Consider the following 14,140-nt stretch of genomic DNA (forward strand, 5'->3'; position numbering starts at 1 on the left):
CAAGGAACTCGATTCCTCTTCCTCGAGGCGTTCGGTCCCGGCGCACGGCCTGCACTCCCTGCAAGGCCTGCGGGTGCGTGACGAACTGGCCTGGGGACACTCTTGAATCACGATTACTCGCACGGGAGAGGATTGCATCTGATGAAGACAACACAGAGGCGGCGGTTCGCTGCCATCATGGGCGGCACACTGACCACCACACTTGCCCTGACCGCTTGCGGCGGGGCCGGCAGTGGGGGTGAGGATGGCGCTGCTGACGCAGGCGCTGAGGAAGGCGGCAGCATTAATGTACTGATGGTGAACAACCCCCAGATGATCGATCTGGAGAGGCTCACCGAGGAGCACTTCACCGCTGAGACTGGCATTGACGTCAACTACACCGTGCTGCCGGAGAACGAGGTCCGAGATACGATCAGCCAGGAGTTCGCCAGCCAGGCCGGCCAATACGACGTCGCCACCATCAGTAACTATGAAGTGCCGATCTTCGCCGGCAACGACTGGCTCCAGCCCGTCGACGAGCTCGCCGAGGGCGACGAGGCATTCGCCCTGGACGACATTCTGGACCCGCTTACAGAGTCACTTCGTGGACCCGACGACGGGAACCTGTACGGCATCCCGTTCTACGGTGAGTCCTCATTCACGATGTACCGGGAGGACATCTTCGAAGAGCTGGGACTGACCATGCCAGAGAATCCGACGTGGGATGAGATCGCGGACCTCGCCGAGGAGATTGACACCTCCGACGCAGGCGTCAATGGGATCTGCCTGCGCGGCCTGCCCGGCTGGGGCCAGGTCTTCGCGCCGCTGACTACAGTGGTCAACACCTTCGGCGGCACCTGGGTGGATGAGGACTGGAACCCGCAGGTCAACAGTCCCGAATTTGTCGAAGCCACTGAATTCTACGTGGACCTGGTGCAGGAGCACGGACAGTCCGGCGCCGCCCAGGCGGGCTTCACCGAGTGCCTCAACGACATGACGCAGGGCAACTCTGCCATGTGGTATGACGCCACGTCCGCCGCCGGATCCCTCGAGGCTGATGACTCGCCGGTACAGGGACAGATGGGCTACGCCGCTGCGCCGGTCAAGGAGACCGAGAACTCCGGGTGGCTCTATGCCTGGTCGTGGGGTATCCAACAGGCCAGCCAGAACCAGGAGGATGCGTGGGAGTTCATCTCTTGGGCGTCGAGCCAAGAGTACGAGGAGCTCGTCGGTGAGGAGATCGGTTGGGCTAGTGTGCCGGCCGGCAAGCGAGACTCCACTTACGACAACGACCAGTATCTTGAGGTGGCTGCACCCTTCGCCGAAGAGACTCGGAGCGCGATCGAGAACGCCCAGCCCAACGACCCGGGACTCCAGCCTCGGCCCGCACCCGGAATCCAGTTCATGGCCTTCCCCGAATTCGCTGACCTTGCCACCCGGGTCTCACAGGACGTGAGCTCAGCGATCGCTGGCCAGACGAGCGTGGAAGAGGCGCTGGACGATGGTCAGGAAACGGCTGAGCAGCTGCTCGAAAGTTACCAGGAGTAAGAAAAGGAACTACAGGTGGTCTGTCGGCGCTCTGTGCCGGCAGACCACCTCCTGCTGAAGGAGCAGTGCACATGAGCACGGTCGCACCACCAAGACAGGGCAGCCTCGCACCACCAGGACAGCGCAGCAAGAAAGCAGTCGATGATCAACGGGCCGAGCGTCGGCGCGCGTGGCGACGGCGACTGCCTCTGCTCCCGGCACTGACCTACCTCATCTTGACCACGCAGATACCGTTTCTGACCGCCATCATCATCTCGTTCACCAACTGGCACGCGCTCTACCCAGATCGAGGCGGATTCGCTGGTTTCGACAACTATGTCGAGGTCTTCTCCAACCCGACACTCAGAAGCAGCGTCACCGTGACAGTCATCCTCACGGTCACGGTGGTCCTGGTGAGTCTGATTCTCGGGCTGGCGATCGCGCTTCTGCTCAACCGGGAGTTCTTCGGGCGCGGTGCTGTCCGAACGATGATGATCACCCCCTTCCTAATCGTGCCCATCGCGGCGGCGCTTCTGTGGAAGCACGCCATTCTCAATCCCACCTACGGGCTGCTCAACGGCACGATTACCTGGATATGGTCTCTGTTCGGAAGCACAAATCCCCCGCAGGTCGCCTGGGTCACCGAAATGCCGCTCATCGCGATCGAAGCTTCACTCATATGGCAGTGGACCCCGTTCATGATGTTGATCCTCTTGGCTGGGCTTCAGAGCCTACCCAGCGACGCGATTGAAGCAGCAAAGCTCGACGGGGCAGGTCCTGTCGCCATCTTCCGCTACATCACGCTGCCGCACCTACGGCGTTATATCGAACTCAGCGTTGTCCTTGGCAGCGTTTATATCGTCCAGAACTTCGACCATGTCTTCACCATGACCGCCGGCGCTCTCGGAACGGCGAACCTGCCTTACGCGGTCTACCAGACGTTCTTCCAGCAACAGAATTACGGCCTTGCCGCAGCCCTCGGTGTCGTTGTCGTGGCGGGCACCCTTATATTCGCCACTTTCGCGCTACGTCTCGTCTCGTCTCTGCAGCAGGAGAAACCATGATGAACAGCACTATCCATAAGACCCAGCCGCAGCCCGATGTGCTCAGAATCGGAGCCATTCGTGGACGAACGCGAAAGCCCAAGAGCCATCGAGAGGCTGCTCGACGTAAGAACGTCTTCATGGGTGTAGCAGCGTGGGCAGTAGGACTGCTCTTCGCCACTCCCGTCTTCTGGATGATTCTCACGTCCTTCCATAGTGAACCTGACGCCGCGACAAATCCGCCGTCTCTCCTTGCGCCGTTGACGTTGGACGGCTACCGAAACTTCTTCGGTCTTGACGGTGGGGCCAGCCCATGGCCGCCTCTGATCAACTCGGCGACGGCCTCCGTCGTATCCACAATTCTGGTAATTCTGCTGGCTTTCCCGGCCGCATATGCGCTGTCGATTAAGCCGGTGAAGAAGCCCCAGAGCGTTCTCTTCTTCGCATTGACGACGAAATTCCTTCCGATCGTGGCAAGCATTCTGCCGCTGTACCTCTTTGCCCTCTACTCAGGACTGATCGACAACATCGGCCTGCTGATCCTGCTGTACACCACAATGAACCTTCCGATCGCCGTATGGATGCTGCAGTCGTTCTTGGCCGAAGTGCCCAAGGAGATGTTGGAGGCAGCTGAGATGGACGGGGCCAAGCTTCATCAGGTGCTGATCAAGGTTGTCGCACCGGTGGCCATGCCGGGTCTGGCCGCGACGGCATTGATCTGTTTCATTTTCAGCTGGCAAGAGCTGCTCCTCGCCCGAACACTTACCAACGTCGTCGCGGGAACCGCACCGGTGTTCCTCACCAGCTTCGTCACGAGTCAGGGCCTGTTCCTTGCTCAGTTGTGCGCTGCGGCGCTCGCGATTTCCCTGCCAGTAGTCATCGCCGGAATCGCCGCCCAGGACAAACTTGTCCAGGGCCTGTCCCTAGGTGCCGTCAAGTGAGAGCGGCCGTGGTCATCAGTCCGGGCGTAGTCAAAGTTCGCGACATCGATGAGCCCATTCTGGGTCCGCGGGAGGTGGTGATCGAGGTCTCCGCCGTGGGAGTGTGCGGAACCGATCTACACATCGTGGAGGGCGAGTTCGCACCGTCATTGCCGGTCCTCCCGGGGCACGAGTTCGCCGGCGTCGTCGTGGCACTGGGTGCCGAAGCGGGCCCGGCACGGCACGGAGTTCGGATCGGAGAACGTATGGCCGCGTCACCGGAACTGCACTGCTTCGCGTGTAGCTTCTGCCGGGACGGCCGGTTCAACGTCGACAGTTCCGGAGTCGTACGCACGCCCATGGGGGACAGCATCAGTGGAGCTATGACGGCACGAACAGCTGCGACGACCCGCTCGGCCATAAGCGGCATGCTCGGGAGCATCCCACTCGACCGTTTCGAGACACCCAGCGACGTACCGGGAGTCGTCTCCTGCCCAGCCTCGCCTAGCGCTTTTTGCATCACCGGCCAGTCGATCGCAGGCGATGACGGAGTGTGGTTCTCGTGAGGACGCCAGTAACGGCCCCCGAGTCGTCCCCGCCCCCTGCCGTCGTCGTCGCGGGCGACGTACTCGCCGACCTCACGCCAGGTTTGTATGAATGCGGTGTGCCGAGTTATGTCTTTCACCCGGGTGGGTCCTGCCTTAACGTCGCCACGGGTATCGGCCGCCTGGGTGTCCCCACAGCCCTCCTGGGTCGGATCTCGACCGACCACTTTGGGAGGTTATTGCGCGACCACCTCGTGGGTTCTGGCGTTGTTGACACCTACATCCAGACCACGGACGACCCGACGACGGTGGCGTTCGCCCACCTCGACAATGGTCAGGCAAGCTACTCCTTCTATACAGAGGGGACAGCTGACCGTGGGCTCGCGGCGCAGCCACTCAGGGACCTGCCTGACGGTGCGGCATTGCACCTCGGGTCGATCTCGCTGGTCCTAGAGCCCGCCGCGTCAACCCTAGAGCACCTTCTGTCGCAGGAGAGCGGGCGCCGGCTGATCAGCCTTGACCCGAACATCCGTCCCGGTCTAATCCCCGACCGGGAGGCATATCTGCATCGTTTGATTCAGTGGGCGGGTCACGTAGACGTCTTCAAGCTCAGCGCTGAGGACCTGAGTTGGCTTTGGCCCGACCGGCCGCCTGAAGACGTGGCCGCTGAGCTGCTCGGACTCGGTGCGGCCCTTGTGGTCGTCACCGCCGGAGCCGAGGGTGCCCGCGCGTGGAGCCGGAACTCGACCGTTGCCGTGTCCGCCCCGACCGTTGACGTCGTCGACACCGTAGGAGCCGGTGACGCATTCACGTCCGGAATGCTCGCGCACCTACACGAGCAAGACGCGCTTTCGCGCGTCCGGGTGGAGGCGCTGAGTGTCACCGAGCTGACAGCACTACTGGAACACGCTGGCCGCGTGGCCGCGGACACTTGCACCCGACCGGGCGCGGACCCACCGCGCGTCGACTCGGCAGCCCTCTCCGCCGAGGAACCGGTGCTGCTCGAGGGAGGACTCGAGGACCTCGTGGCACGGGCCCAGTCACTCCTGGGGGAGGGCCACCGTCGCATCCTGGGCATTACTGGGGCGCCTGGCGCAGGCAAATCGACGATTGCCCGCCGGCTGGTCGAAATTCTGGGGCCCGACAAGGCAGTGCTCGTGCCCATGGACGGGTTCCACCTGAGCAATGATGCCCTCAAGGCTCTCAACCGCCGGGACCGCAAGGGTGCGCCGGATACCTTCGACGTGGCAGGCTACGTCGACCTGCTCCACCGGATTCGGGAGGGCGGGAACGCTCCCATCTACGCCCCGGACTTCGATCGCGATCTGGATGAGCCGATCGCCAGCAAGATCGCGGTGGGGCCCGAAGTTGCGCTCGTTGTGACCGAAGGAAACTATCTGCTCGTCGACGATGGGCCGTGGGCCTCGGTGTCGCAGCTGTTAGACGAGGCATGGTTCCTGGACTTGCCCGATGATGAACGCCGGAGTCGGCTGGTGCTCAGGCACCAGAGTCACGGGATGGACGCCGAGACTTCAGAGTCGTGGACGTGGGGCACTGACGAGCCAAACGCGCAACTGGTCCGGGGCACTCGTTCCCGAGCCGACGTGACTGTCGTCCTCCAGGACTAGAACCCGCGGTATTGCCCTCCCGACGAGCGCTCGCCCACCTGGATGATTGGGAGTGCAGCGACGGGGGTGGTGAGCCTGTTGACTCCAGTGAGCCCGGCACCGAGCAGAAGGATAGAAGAGATCAGAATGGCCCGGTAGACCGCGGTGAGGATGTCCCGAGCTGGGTTCCTGGGTCAGTAGGGCTCTCGCATCTATGCGTGAGTCACGCAGCAGGCCAGTCCCGCGGAACCAGGATGTTGACTGTCAGGAATACTAGACCCGTCAGCTGGCCCGTCGCGTCCCTGCCTCGTCGACGGTCTGCTCGCACCAGTCCCAGAGCGCCTGGCGGCGGGCCGAGTCGAATGTGACCGGTTCGGCGTCACTGACCCGTCCCATCTCGACGTACCCGTCGTGCAGGTCGGGGCTGGTCTCACCCAGAGCCAGTGCGACCAGGTGTCGTGCTGTCCGCGAGGGGGTCGTCACGCCGGGAATGACGCTCATGACCGGCATGACCCTGCGCCACACCCAGTCCTCGTGGGGCCGCCTGTCGCGGACCAGCCCTGTGCCGACAACGAACCCCGGGTCGTACACGTTGAGTCTGCGGCCCAAGCTGGCGAAGCGGTCGGCCCATTCGTGGGCCAGCGTGATCAGGGCTAATCTGCTCGAGGCATAAGCCACCCCTCCTTGTTCGCGAGAGTCGCGGCGCGAAGGCAAGGGTCCGCGCTCGGGTTGTGAGAGCACTGCGGGTGGCTGCCATACCGGGTTCGGGACGAGACCCAACGTGGCGCGTTTCCCGCGGTGTGTGGAAGACCCCAGGACGATGACGTGCCCGCGTGGGGAGAGCGGGCCCTGCAGGCCGCGCAGGAGCGCGTGCTGCGCCAGAACATTCACCGCGAAGGTCAGTTCGTAGCCCTGTGCACTGAGCCGCCGACGGTCGGCAAGCATCACTCCGGCGTTGAGCACCACGGCGTCCAGATTCCCGATCTCGCCGCGTTCCACAAGCCGGGACACCGCTGCTGACGCGGCCTGGACCGTGGAAAGGTCTGACAGGTCCACGCGGATGCCGTGGGCCACTAACCCTCGACCCCGAGCAATTGCCACACAATGCTCCAGCGCATCCTGGTCTCGAGCCAGTAGGACCAGACAGGGGCTTGATGAGTGTTCTAGCAGACGGCTGAAGACGGCAGATCCGATCCCGCTCGTCGGGCCGGTAACCAGAACCACGGAAGGACGGAAGCGCGAAACTGGCTCTGGGGTAGCGCCATTATGCGTCATGACCCAAGTTTGAGTGGTGTCATGATCTGACACAATTGCGTGGTCCTGGCACGCCCTGCTCTGTGCAGCCGACCCACGACCGTAGACCACATCGCCCAGCGCGCGGAGGTCAGCCCCAGGACATTCTTCCGACACTTCCTGCGGTCATCACCGACGCAATTCGCCGGAGTGCTCATCGACCCAGCACCGCGCGGGAGCATTGCCAGAGTGAAGAGGGGTGTGCCGGCAGAGTCTCAGGGAGCTTCTAGGGTGCCAAGACATAAGGAATGTCAACGGGGCTTCAGAGTTTCACTGGTATCCCAGCAAAGACGCGCTCTCGATCAGCGATCCACCGACAATGCGCGGGCATACGTCGCTTGGAGGTTCGTCCAGAAGCGCTCAGAGAGATCGAAGCGCTGCGCGAGCAGTGTGGCCACCTCCGCGGTGATGTCTTGGGCACCCTGCGTGATCGAGGTGAACTGCGCCGGGTTGAGACCGAGTTTTTGTGCCACCTGTTCTGGGGCCAGTCCGAGTGGCCGATACTCTTCCAGAAGGATCACCCCGCGGTGGACGGCGAAAACCCCGTTCGTGGTTCCGGCCATAGGTCGAAACGCAACTCAGGATGATCGTTTATCGATCTGGCCCTGCCCTTGGGCAAAATGCACTCCGTCGACGTCAGGCGAAGAATGCCCGGAAGGGCAGGTCAGGCTTCCTGGTCCGGGTTTTCGGCATGACCCGAGAGCGTGACCGCTCTGTATTAAAGCACTTCAGTGTCGGCCAGTTCTGCCATCAGGGTCGAGTAGTTCCTCATCGAGGTGAACCCGGGCACCAGGTTCGGATCATCGTAGTCAGCGATGTCGCTGGCTACAGTCGTGGTGCTGCCCATGCCGGCGGGCGGGATGTTGAAGCTGTCCACCTTCACGAAGAGCGCGCAGGCACCCAGTGCAGAGACCGCCAGTTCGGCGTTCTCTGCGACTTCGACGATCAGGATGCGCGGACCCATGAACTCAGGGTCCAACACCCACTCGCGCACCAGGGCGTCAGAGGTCAGGGTCGGATCAGCACAGTGCAGTGCGACTGTCACGCCGATGGCAGGGTCGTGTTGATCCTCCGCCTTCAGCCGGTTCTTCGTGAGCTTCAGGCCCAGCGAGTCCGCCAGTGCGCGAGACTGCATTGCACGCAGCACAGGATCTTCGCCGAAGACGATGATCGTCGCGCCACCGACCGAGCGGATCTTCTTGTCGAGGTCCACTGCCAGGTAGTCGGTGTCATAGTTCGGGCCGTAAGCCCTGATCTCATGGTCGTTCATCACGGTGTTGCTCCTGCTCTTCTCGGAGGTGATCGGCATGCGTGCCACATCGGCAGGCAGTGGTTGGTAGGGGACGATCTTCCTGGGGGCTTCCGGCTTTGACGCCATCGCAGTGACGACAGACTCCACGAAACACAGGGCGGTTCGCTGATGGCTCGCTGACCTAGCCTGTTTTCGGTCACGTCGCTAGAAAGCAGGTGCCGATTCGTCGCGCTCGCACCGTAGAGGCCCAGGGCGGGCCACTACGGTGCGAGCGCGAGGAACGGCCAAGCGCCCGTTACGGTCCCTGATTGGTCAGACTCCTGCGCTGGCGGCGGCGCTGGTCTGGTGCTGAACTGCGCGCTTGCACTGTTCTTCCAGAGAGCCTGTGAAGCCGAGCTGGTCGGCAAGGCCCTTAAGAGCGGCGATCCTGTGGATGTCCGGGTTCCCAGCGGCATCCACGTAGTTGAATCCGAGGGCCAGAAACTGCGCATTCTCCCGCCAGTTGGCCTCAATCTTTCCGAGCCTGGGATGGTGATCCACGAAAATCAGCGGATACCGTTCACGGACTTGAGCCAATGAAGTTCGCCCATTGAGCAGATCGAGCTTGACCTGCGTAAGGGTGTCAGTGGGCTGTTCACGAGTTCGCGCGAAATGAGCGTCGATCACCGCGCGCCAGTCGAAGTTCGCATGGACCTCCGAGTCCTCGTAGCGATGCTTGCGCTTGGCCTGTTCACTCGGAGCCTCGTGAGTAAGGTACCGCAGATAGGTGGGGAAGGCTCCGCGGCCCTTGAGGGGGATTACGAGGTGTTCGGCGATCCCGATCCAGGAGGAGACCTGGTGCAGGGTGCGTCCGTCCTGGAGACGGAGTGCGCCCTGAACATGCGTCGCCACGGGCGTACCGTCCGGATGGCGGTCCTTGTCCTGGAGGACCCAGGCATACTCTTTGATCGACTTGTGCTGGTCCAGGCCATGCTCGAACTCGTCGAGGTTCAGCAGAACTGCACCCGTATTGGGGTGGATCAGCCGCGTGGTGAACTTCATCATGCGGAACCTCTGAGTTCCGGCCGTCCGGGCGGTGTTCTTGTTCGAGCTCATCATTGCTTACCTTTCTTCGGCATGCGCATTAACGCATGGCAGTGTTTTTCGTTCAGTGGGGGAGTATCTGGGGTTGAAGGGCTCAATCGCGCGAGCACACTTGAGCACACTTGGAGGCGGATCACGGCTTGCAGACCGTCGAGCCTGGTGATGGCTCCGTAGAAGCCGGAAATACGCGGAAGTGTCGATGCAGACTGGTTGCTGATGTCCGTAGCCGAGCACAGTTGAGCACAACTGAAACGGGATCTGTCCCTCAAGGAAGAATCGGGCGAGCGGGCGCGCGCATGCGCACTGGTAAAAGGGATCCGGGGGTACAGCCCAGCTGACACCTTGTCCAAAAGCACAGTTGAACACAGTAATAACGAGTTTTTCCCCATAGGTCGGAAGAATTCGTGGGGGAGGGTTACTGGTTACGCCGCCCCGCAGTATCCCTGCTTCCCTTTGTCTAAAGGGTTTTTGCGTACCCGGCAGGGGGTTACGTGGTGATGGGTCGGCAGTGCCTATCCAGCTGATGGTGCCCAATGTAAAGATCCGCGGGTCCGTTGCGAGGTGACCCGGCGCGAGAACGACCCAGGTCATCGTGTACCTCGGCGGGAAGCGGGCTGCTCGTGATCCCGAAGATACTTCTCCAGGGATTCCACCCTGTACAGGATCTTGGAATTGATCTTGACGAAGGGGGGACCCTCGCCATGGCAGCGCCACTTGGCAAGGGTCTGTTCGGCGACGTCAAGATACTCAGCAGTGCGCTTCGCGGAGAGTGAGCCTTGCTTCAGGGTGACGGCAGGGGGCATGGGTGTCCTCGCAAGTTTAAAACTTACGGGAGACCGCGGCACCAATCCCATTAGCGGATACCCTGGCGCACGTGCACCGGGTGGTGCGCGTCTCTTCGTCAGAATCTATGGACTGTCGTCCAAAGACTCCCACCCTTTTATTCTCAGGCTGATGGTATATTCCCATAGATTTCTGAACTTGTCCACAGATGTACTTGGACTTGCGCAATAGGGCATTCCGGTTCGGTCTACTGACGGTTTAGTTGACCTCGGGGTTTACGCCGCCAGAGCGACGGTCGTGTTGTAAACGGTCTCGTATTCAACCGGGGTCAGCTTACCCAGACGACGCCGCCAACGACGCCGGTGGTACATCCGCTCGACCCAGTAGACGATCTCCCTGCGGAGCTCATCCCGTAAGGACCAGCGGCGCCTGTTGAGCACGTTCTCCTGCAAGGTGGAGAAGAAGCACTCCATTGCCGCGTTATCGCCAGAAGCTCCGACCCGGCCCATCGATCCGAACAGACCATGAGCCGTGATCGCCCTCTGATGTTCCCTGGAACGAAACTAGCCGTATTCAACCGGTCGTCGCAAAAGTTACCTGATGGAGGTGTTCGATGGGAATTCGTCCGAGGCCAAAGAGGGCTAATGTTCTCGCCAGGAGGCCCCAGCATCGCGTCGCGTCAGGACAGAGTGCGCTTCTGGAAGGCTATCTCGGCCGCCGCGAAGACTCGAGAAGCCGCGGTCGCCGCTGGGGGTTCAGAGTCGGTAGCTCACCGCTGGTTCAAGCATGCTGGTGGAGTGAATCTACGACTGTCACTCACCACTTCCGAACGATACCTCTCCTCCGCGGAGTGGGAGGACATCGCCTTGTGGCGCGCCGAGGAAGCGGGGATCCGTGAGATCGCAAAGCGACTACACCGCAACCCTTCGACCATCTCTCGGGAGCTGTGCCGCAGGTACCGTCCCGGTATGGCCGATCCTGAGGGGATCGCCCACCAGAAGGGCGTAAGAATGGTGGACTTCGACCGGCTGAGGCACCAGGGACGGGTAGAGTGCGACCACCGTCACCAGATCACCTATGTCCGGGCCGATCTGGGGCCCGTGCAGTGGCGGTCAGTGATCGCCCACGAGCTTGGCCACGTCCATTATGGGTGACAGAAGCACGAGCTCATGCGGACCGGTACGCGCGGCTGCTCATCGCACCCGCCGATTGGGCGCATGCCACCGCCGCGCACAGCCAGTTGCTGGCCGTCGCCGCCGAGCTGCAGCTACCCCCGCCTCGCCGCCGTCTACACCCGCGACCTCGCTCGTCACCCCGCCCTACGGCACCGCCATGACTAAACCAGGATCGTCCAGGCCCCGCGGCATGTGTCCACGTGCCCCACTAGACTGCTCGAAACGATCGCAGCAGGCGTCGCGGAACTAGCAGACCGCCGGTTGAGTTGGACCGATCACTCCCACCATGGAGGGGACCATGACTGATCAGTACTACCAGCAACAGGGCAACTCTGCATATCCGCAGCATTATCAGGGTGGCCCGCACTACCCTCAGCCGCCCCAGTCCAAGGCGCTTGGCATCGCCTCCATGGTCATCGGGATAGTTGCTATCGTCCTTGGATTTATCCCGCTGATTGGGCTCTTGAGCTTCATACTCGGCCCCGCAGCGATAGTCCTGGGGATTCTCGCTCTTGCAAACAAGACCGGTCAGGCACAGGCGATCACTGGAATTGTCACCGGCGCGCTGGGCCTTATTACTGTCTCGATCGGCACCTGGCTATTCGGGGCGGCAATGTCCTCCTTCGAGGAGGAAACCACAGGTTCAGTCACACAGACAGTAGAGCCCGAGGGACCCGAGGAGTCCGAGGAGTCCGAGGTGAACACCGAGGAGCCCGCTGACGTTGAAGATGAACAAGCGGCGGGAGATGAAAGTGAGCCCACCGAAACCGATGAAGTGGGCACGCGGGCCAATCCCCTTGCAATAGGTGAAACGGTGAGCAACAGGGATTGGGAAGTGACCGTCAACAGCGTCACTCGCGACGCAGGCGACCAGATTGCCGGCGAGAATCAGTTCAATGATCCCGCCCCTGAGGGAACAACCTACGCGCTGATCAACGTGAGCATTTCCTATTCGGGCGATGCATCCCAGACGCCGCTGTTTGGAACTGGCATCGCGTATGTTTCCGGGACCGGGGAAACGATCGACGAGTTCGATCAGTACGTCGTGGTTCCCGACCCGCTCGACTCAATGAGAGAGCTCTACAACGGCGGTACCGAACAAGGCAACGTCGCGATCGCTATCCCCAACGACGATGAGGACGGGGCGGTTCGGATTCGACTGGGCTTCGTCAGCACCGAGGACTACTTCTTCAAAACTGAGTAGCACGCACGCGTTGCGGATCCATCACTCACACATTGAGAGAACACATGCGAGAGGACGAGGGCAGCAACGCTGGACGACCGCCTGAGCAGAAGGCGGCTCGTGTGGAGATTTTTGCCTGATCATCTTCGGCATATTCGCATGGGCGCTCGTGGCCGTGGTCCTGATCCCGCTGATGGGTGAATATTCTGAGGCCGAAGACGACCTGTCGAATGCGCACCAGACGTGCGCAAGTCAACATGACGGGATACTCCTGGCCGATGATGGTGCGGTCAACACGTATGACATCCTCGCCGTTCCCCGCCGCAGCGTTGCTTAGGCCAGTGAGAACTGGATGCCGTCCTTGCTTGCGGGGGTGTAGACCCCAGTGATCTGAATGCGACGATCACACCTCCGGCGGGCCACTGGGTTTGCACCTGGATACTCTGCCCTTGACCGTAGTCTAGACCGTAGTTGGGGATTTCACGTCGGCGCTTAGCCCGCCATAACCAACAAAACTCCAGTTCAGGAGCTTCTTTGGAGCCGCCTGCCGGAATCGAACCGGCGACCTATTCATTACGAGTGAATCGCTCTACCGACTGAGCTAAGGCGGCGTGGCACCGCGGTGAGGCGCACGAGGGTTCACTTTACTGGTGCACCCCACCGCGGTCAAAGCTCGCTCAGTCGTGAGCTGGGACGACCATCACCGGAGCCGTCGCGTGGTGCAGCAGCTCGCGGGAGACCGAGCCAAGCAGCGCGCTGCGCATTCCTCCGTGACCCCGGGTGCCGACCACTGTCAGCTGTGCCTTGCTGCCCATCTCCTGCATCACATTGACCGGGAAGCCTTCCTCGACGGAACCGGTGACGGAGAGCTCCGGGAACTGCGCCTGGATCCAGCCGACTTCCACGTCGAGGTCCCTGTTCAGGTCATCCACCCGGGTCTGCACCATCGCCTGCTCCCGGGCGGCAAGCTCCGGGTACCACATGGCCGCCGTCGTCAGCGGTGGCAGCGCCATCACCAGCTGCAGTCGGGTGCCGTGGCTGATCGCTGTTCGAGCGGCCTGCACGGAGGCTCGCCGGGAATGTGGAGATCCGTCGATGCCGACGACCACCGGCCGGGTGTCAGCGGTGCTGATCGCCTCGGAACCCTCGCCCACGCTGGACTCGTCGGTGTGTGGGACCACCACCGTGGGGGAGTGGGCGTGACCTGGCAGGGCGGCTGCCACGGATCCCAGGATGCGCCCGGTGAACCCGCCGCGGCCGCGACTTCCGACCACGCACAGCTCAGCGGAGCCCGAGAGATGGACCATCAACCCTGCGGCGTCGCCGTGCTCCAGTCGGTAGGTGACCTCGCCGGCATGTCCTGCAAGCTGTTCCCGTGCCGTGTTCAGCGTCTTCTCCGTGGCCTGCCGCGCCAGGGTCTGGCCCCCGGCATCCGGGAAGCTCTCGAGGTATCCGCTCACCGCGGGGGGGATGGTGAAGGAGCTCATCACCGTCAGCGGGAGACCACGGAAGTGCGCCTCGCGGGCCGCCCAGCGCAGTGCGGAGGTGGCGTTGGGTGAACCGTCGAACCCGACGAGGACGCCGAGCGGGCGCGGGGCCCGTGCCTGTTCACCGCCAGCCGTCGGCTCCGGAGCGCTCGAGGTGTGGGCATCGTGAGTCTGGGAATCGGATGACGTCGCATCGGGTGTGAGCGGAGCTTCTGTGTTCATGGCAGTGTCCTAACGCAGATCAGCTGAAAAGGACCGATGAG

The 14,140-nt window shown here is 62.2% G+C and carries 12 protein-coding genes, 1 tRNA gene and 2 pseudogenes; 7 read left to right on the forward strand and 8 right to left on the reverse strand.

The genetic code is table 11. From position 1 onward, the window contains the following. The first annotated feature begins 141 nt into the window (after nucleotides 1-141). The 5 genes from LTI14_RS10830 (at nucleotide 142) to LTI14_RS13265 (ending at nucleotide 5,642) form a co-directional block, all read left to right on the forward strand. Nucleotides 142-1,527: an ABC transporter substrate-binding protein gene (locus LTI14_RS10830; RefSeq protein ID WP_446740393.1), complete on the forward strand. Its 1,386-nt coding sequence runs from the start codon at nucleotides 142-144 to the stop codon at nucleotides 1,525-1,527. A gap of 71 nt (nucleotides 1,528-1,598) precedes the next feature. Continuing rightward, nucleotides 1,599-2,570 (forward strand): carbohydrate ABC transporter permease, encoded by a 972-nt coding sequence (locus LTI14_RS10835; protein WP_241476520.1) that lies wholly within the window; start codon nucleotides 1,599-1,601, stop codon nucleotides 2,568-2,570. Then, nucleotides 2,567-3,490: a carbohydrate ABC transporter permease gene (locus LTI14_RS10840; RefSeq protein ID WP_241476522.1), complete on the forward strand. Its 924-nt coding sequence runs from the start codon at nucleotides 2,567-2,569 to the stop codon at nucleotides 3,488-3,490. The genes LTI14_RS10835 and LTI14_RS10840 overlap by 4 nt, the downstream gene beginning before the upstream one ends. Before the next feature lie 74 nt (nucleotides 3,491-3,564). Then, nucleotides 3,565-4,035: an alcohol dehydrogenase catalytic domain-containing protein gene (locus LTI14_RS13360; RefSeq protein WP_446740397.1), complete on the forward strand. Its 471-nt coding sequence runs from the start codon at nucleotides 3,565-3,567 to the stop codon at nucleotides 4,033-4,035. A gap of 98 nt (nucleotides 4,036-4,133) precedes the next feature. Beyond that, complete coding sequence (locus tag LTI14_RS13265; RefSeq protein ID WP_446740394.1) at nucleotides 4,134-5,642, forward strand: nucleoside/nucleotide kinase family protein; 1,509 nt, start codon at nucleotides 4,134-4,136, stop codon at nucleotides 5,640-5,642. A 261-nt stretch (nucleotides 5,643-5,903) separates the two neighbouring features. Here the strand turns inward: LTI14_RS13265 and LTI14_RS10855 are convergent, their stop codons facing one another. From LTI14_RS10855 to LTI14_RS10875, 6 genes and pseudogenes are all read right to left on the reverse strand, one after another. Further along, nucleotides 5,904-6,896 carry an SDR family NAD(P)-dependent oxidoreductase gene (locus LTI14_RS10855; RefSeq protein WP_241476524.1) on the reverse strand — a complete coding sequence of 331 codons (993 nt, stop codon included), beginning with the start codon at nucleotides 6,894-6,896 and terminating at the stop codon, nucleotides 5,904-5,906. A gap of 320 nt (nucleotides 6,897-7,216) precedes the next feature. Further along, nucleotides 7,217-7,477 carry a helix-turn-helix transcriptional regulator gene (locus LTI14_RS10860; RefSeq protein WP_241476526.1) on the reverse strand — a complete coding sequence of 87 codons (261 nt, stop codon included), beginning with the start codon at nucleotides 7,475-7,477 and terminating at the stop codon, nucleotides 7,217-7,219. 155 nt (nucleotides 7,478-7,632) lie between these two features. Continuing rightward, complete coding sequence (locus LTI14_RS10865) at nucleotides 7,633-8,223, reverse strand: hypothetical protein (RefSeq protein ID WP_241476528.1); 591 nt, start codon at nucleotides 8,221-8,223, stop codon at nucleotides 7,633-7,635. A gap of 255 nt (nucleotides 8,224-8,478) precedes the next feature. Next, a complete protein-coding gene (locus LTI14_RS10870) occupies nucleotides 8,479-9,210 on the reverse strand; it encodes a Rep family protein (RefSeq protein WP_241470427.1) in 732 nt (243 codons plus the stop codon). Between the two features lie 626 nt (nucleotides 9,211-9,836). After that, nucleotides 9,837-10,103 (reverse strand): helix-turn-helix domain-containing protein, encoded by a 267-nt coding sequence (locus LTI14_RS13365; RefSeq protein ID WP_446740395.1) that lies wholly within the window; start codon nucleotides 10,101-10,103, stop codon nucleotides 9,837-9,839. A gap of 204 nt (nucleotides 10,104-10,307) precedes the next feature. Further along, a pseudogene (locus LTI14_RS10875) lies at nucleotides 10,308-10,595 on the reverse strand (IS3 family transposase); the annotation flags it as partial. A gap of 81 nt (nucleotides 10,596-10,676) precedes the next feature. Here LTI14_RS10875 and LTI14_RS10880 point away from each other — a divergent pair. Next, nucleotides 10,677-10,985 (forward strand): annotated as a pseudogene (locus LTI14_RS10880) (helix-turn-helix domain-containing protein); the annotation flags it as partial. Nucleotides 10,986-11,505: 520 nt separating this feature from the next. Beyond that, nucleotides 11,506-12,411, forward strand: coding sequence for a DUF4190 domain-containing protein (locus tag LTI14_RS10885; RefSeq protein ID WP_241476529.1), 906 nt, complete (start codon nucleotides 11,506-11,508; stop codon nucleotides 12,409-12,411). 514 nt (nucleotides 12,412-12,925) lie between these two features. Here LTI14_RS10885 and LTI14_RS10890 read toward each other — a convergent pair. Both LTI14_RS10890 and LTI14_RS10895 read right to left on the reverse strand, forming a co-directional pair. Beyond that, a tRNA-Thr gene (locus tag LTI14_RS10890) sits at nucleotides 12,926-13,001 on the reverse strand. Nucleotides 13,002-13,067: 66 nt separating this feature from the next. Further along, nucleotides 13,068-14,099: a universal stress protein gene (locus tag LTI14_RS10895; RefSeq protein ID WP_241470426.1), complete on the reverse strand. Its 1,032-nt coding sequence runs from the start codon at nucleotides 14,097-14,099 to the stop codon at nucleotides 13,068-13,070. Nucleotides 14,100-14,140: the final 41 nt, after the last annotated feature.

The organism is Nesterenkonia sp. YGD6 (genome assembly GCF_022565895.1).
Lineage (GTDB): Bacteria > Actinomycetota > Actinomycetes > Actinomycetales > Micrococcaceae > Nesterenkonia.

Coding starts and splice junctions, on each gene's coding strand:
- LTI14_RS10865 (WP_241476528.1), bottom strand. CDS start 8,223: ATGCCGATCACCTCCGAGAAGAGCAGGAGCAACACCGTGATGAACGAC.
- LTI14_RS10895 (WP_241470426.1), bottom strand. CDS start 14,099: ATGAACACAGAAGCTCCGCTCACACCCGATGCGACGTCATCCGATTCC.
- LTI14_RS10840 (WP_241476522.1), top strand. CDS start 2,567: ATGATGAACAGCACTATCCATAAGACCCAGCCGCAGCCCGATGTGCTC.
- LTI14_RS10835 (WP_241476520.1), top strand. CDS start 1,599: ATGAGCACGGTCGCACCACCAAGACAGGGCAGCCTCGCACCACCAGGA.
- LTI14_RS10870 (WP_241470427.1), bottom strand. CDS start 9,210: ATGATGAAGTTCACCACGCGGCTGATCCACCCCAATACGGGTGCAGTT.
- LTI14_RS10855 (WP_241476524.1), bottom strand. CDS start 6,896: ATGACGCATAATGGCGCTACCCCAGAGCCAGTTTCGCGCTTCCGTCCT.
- LTI14_RS10860 (WP_241476526.1), bottom strand. CDS start 7,477: ATGGCCGGAACCACGAACGGGGTTTTCGCCGTCCACCGCGGGGTGATC.
- LTI14_RS10830 (WP_446740393.1), top strand. CDS start 142: ATGAAGACAACACAGAGGCGGCGGTTCGCTGCCATCATGGGCGGCACA.
- LTI14_RS10885 (WP_241476529.1), top strand. CDS start 11,506: ATGACTGATCAGTACTACCAGCAACAGGGCAACTCTGCATATCCGCAG.
- LTI14_RS13365 (WP_446740395.1), bottom strand. CDS start 10,103: ATGGGATTGGTGCCGCGGTCTCCCGTAAGTTTTAAACTTGCGAGGACA.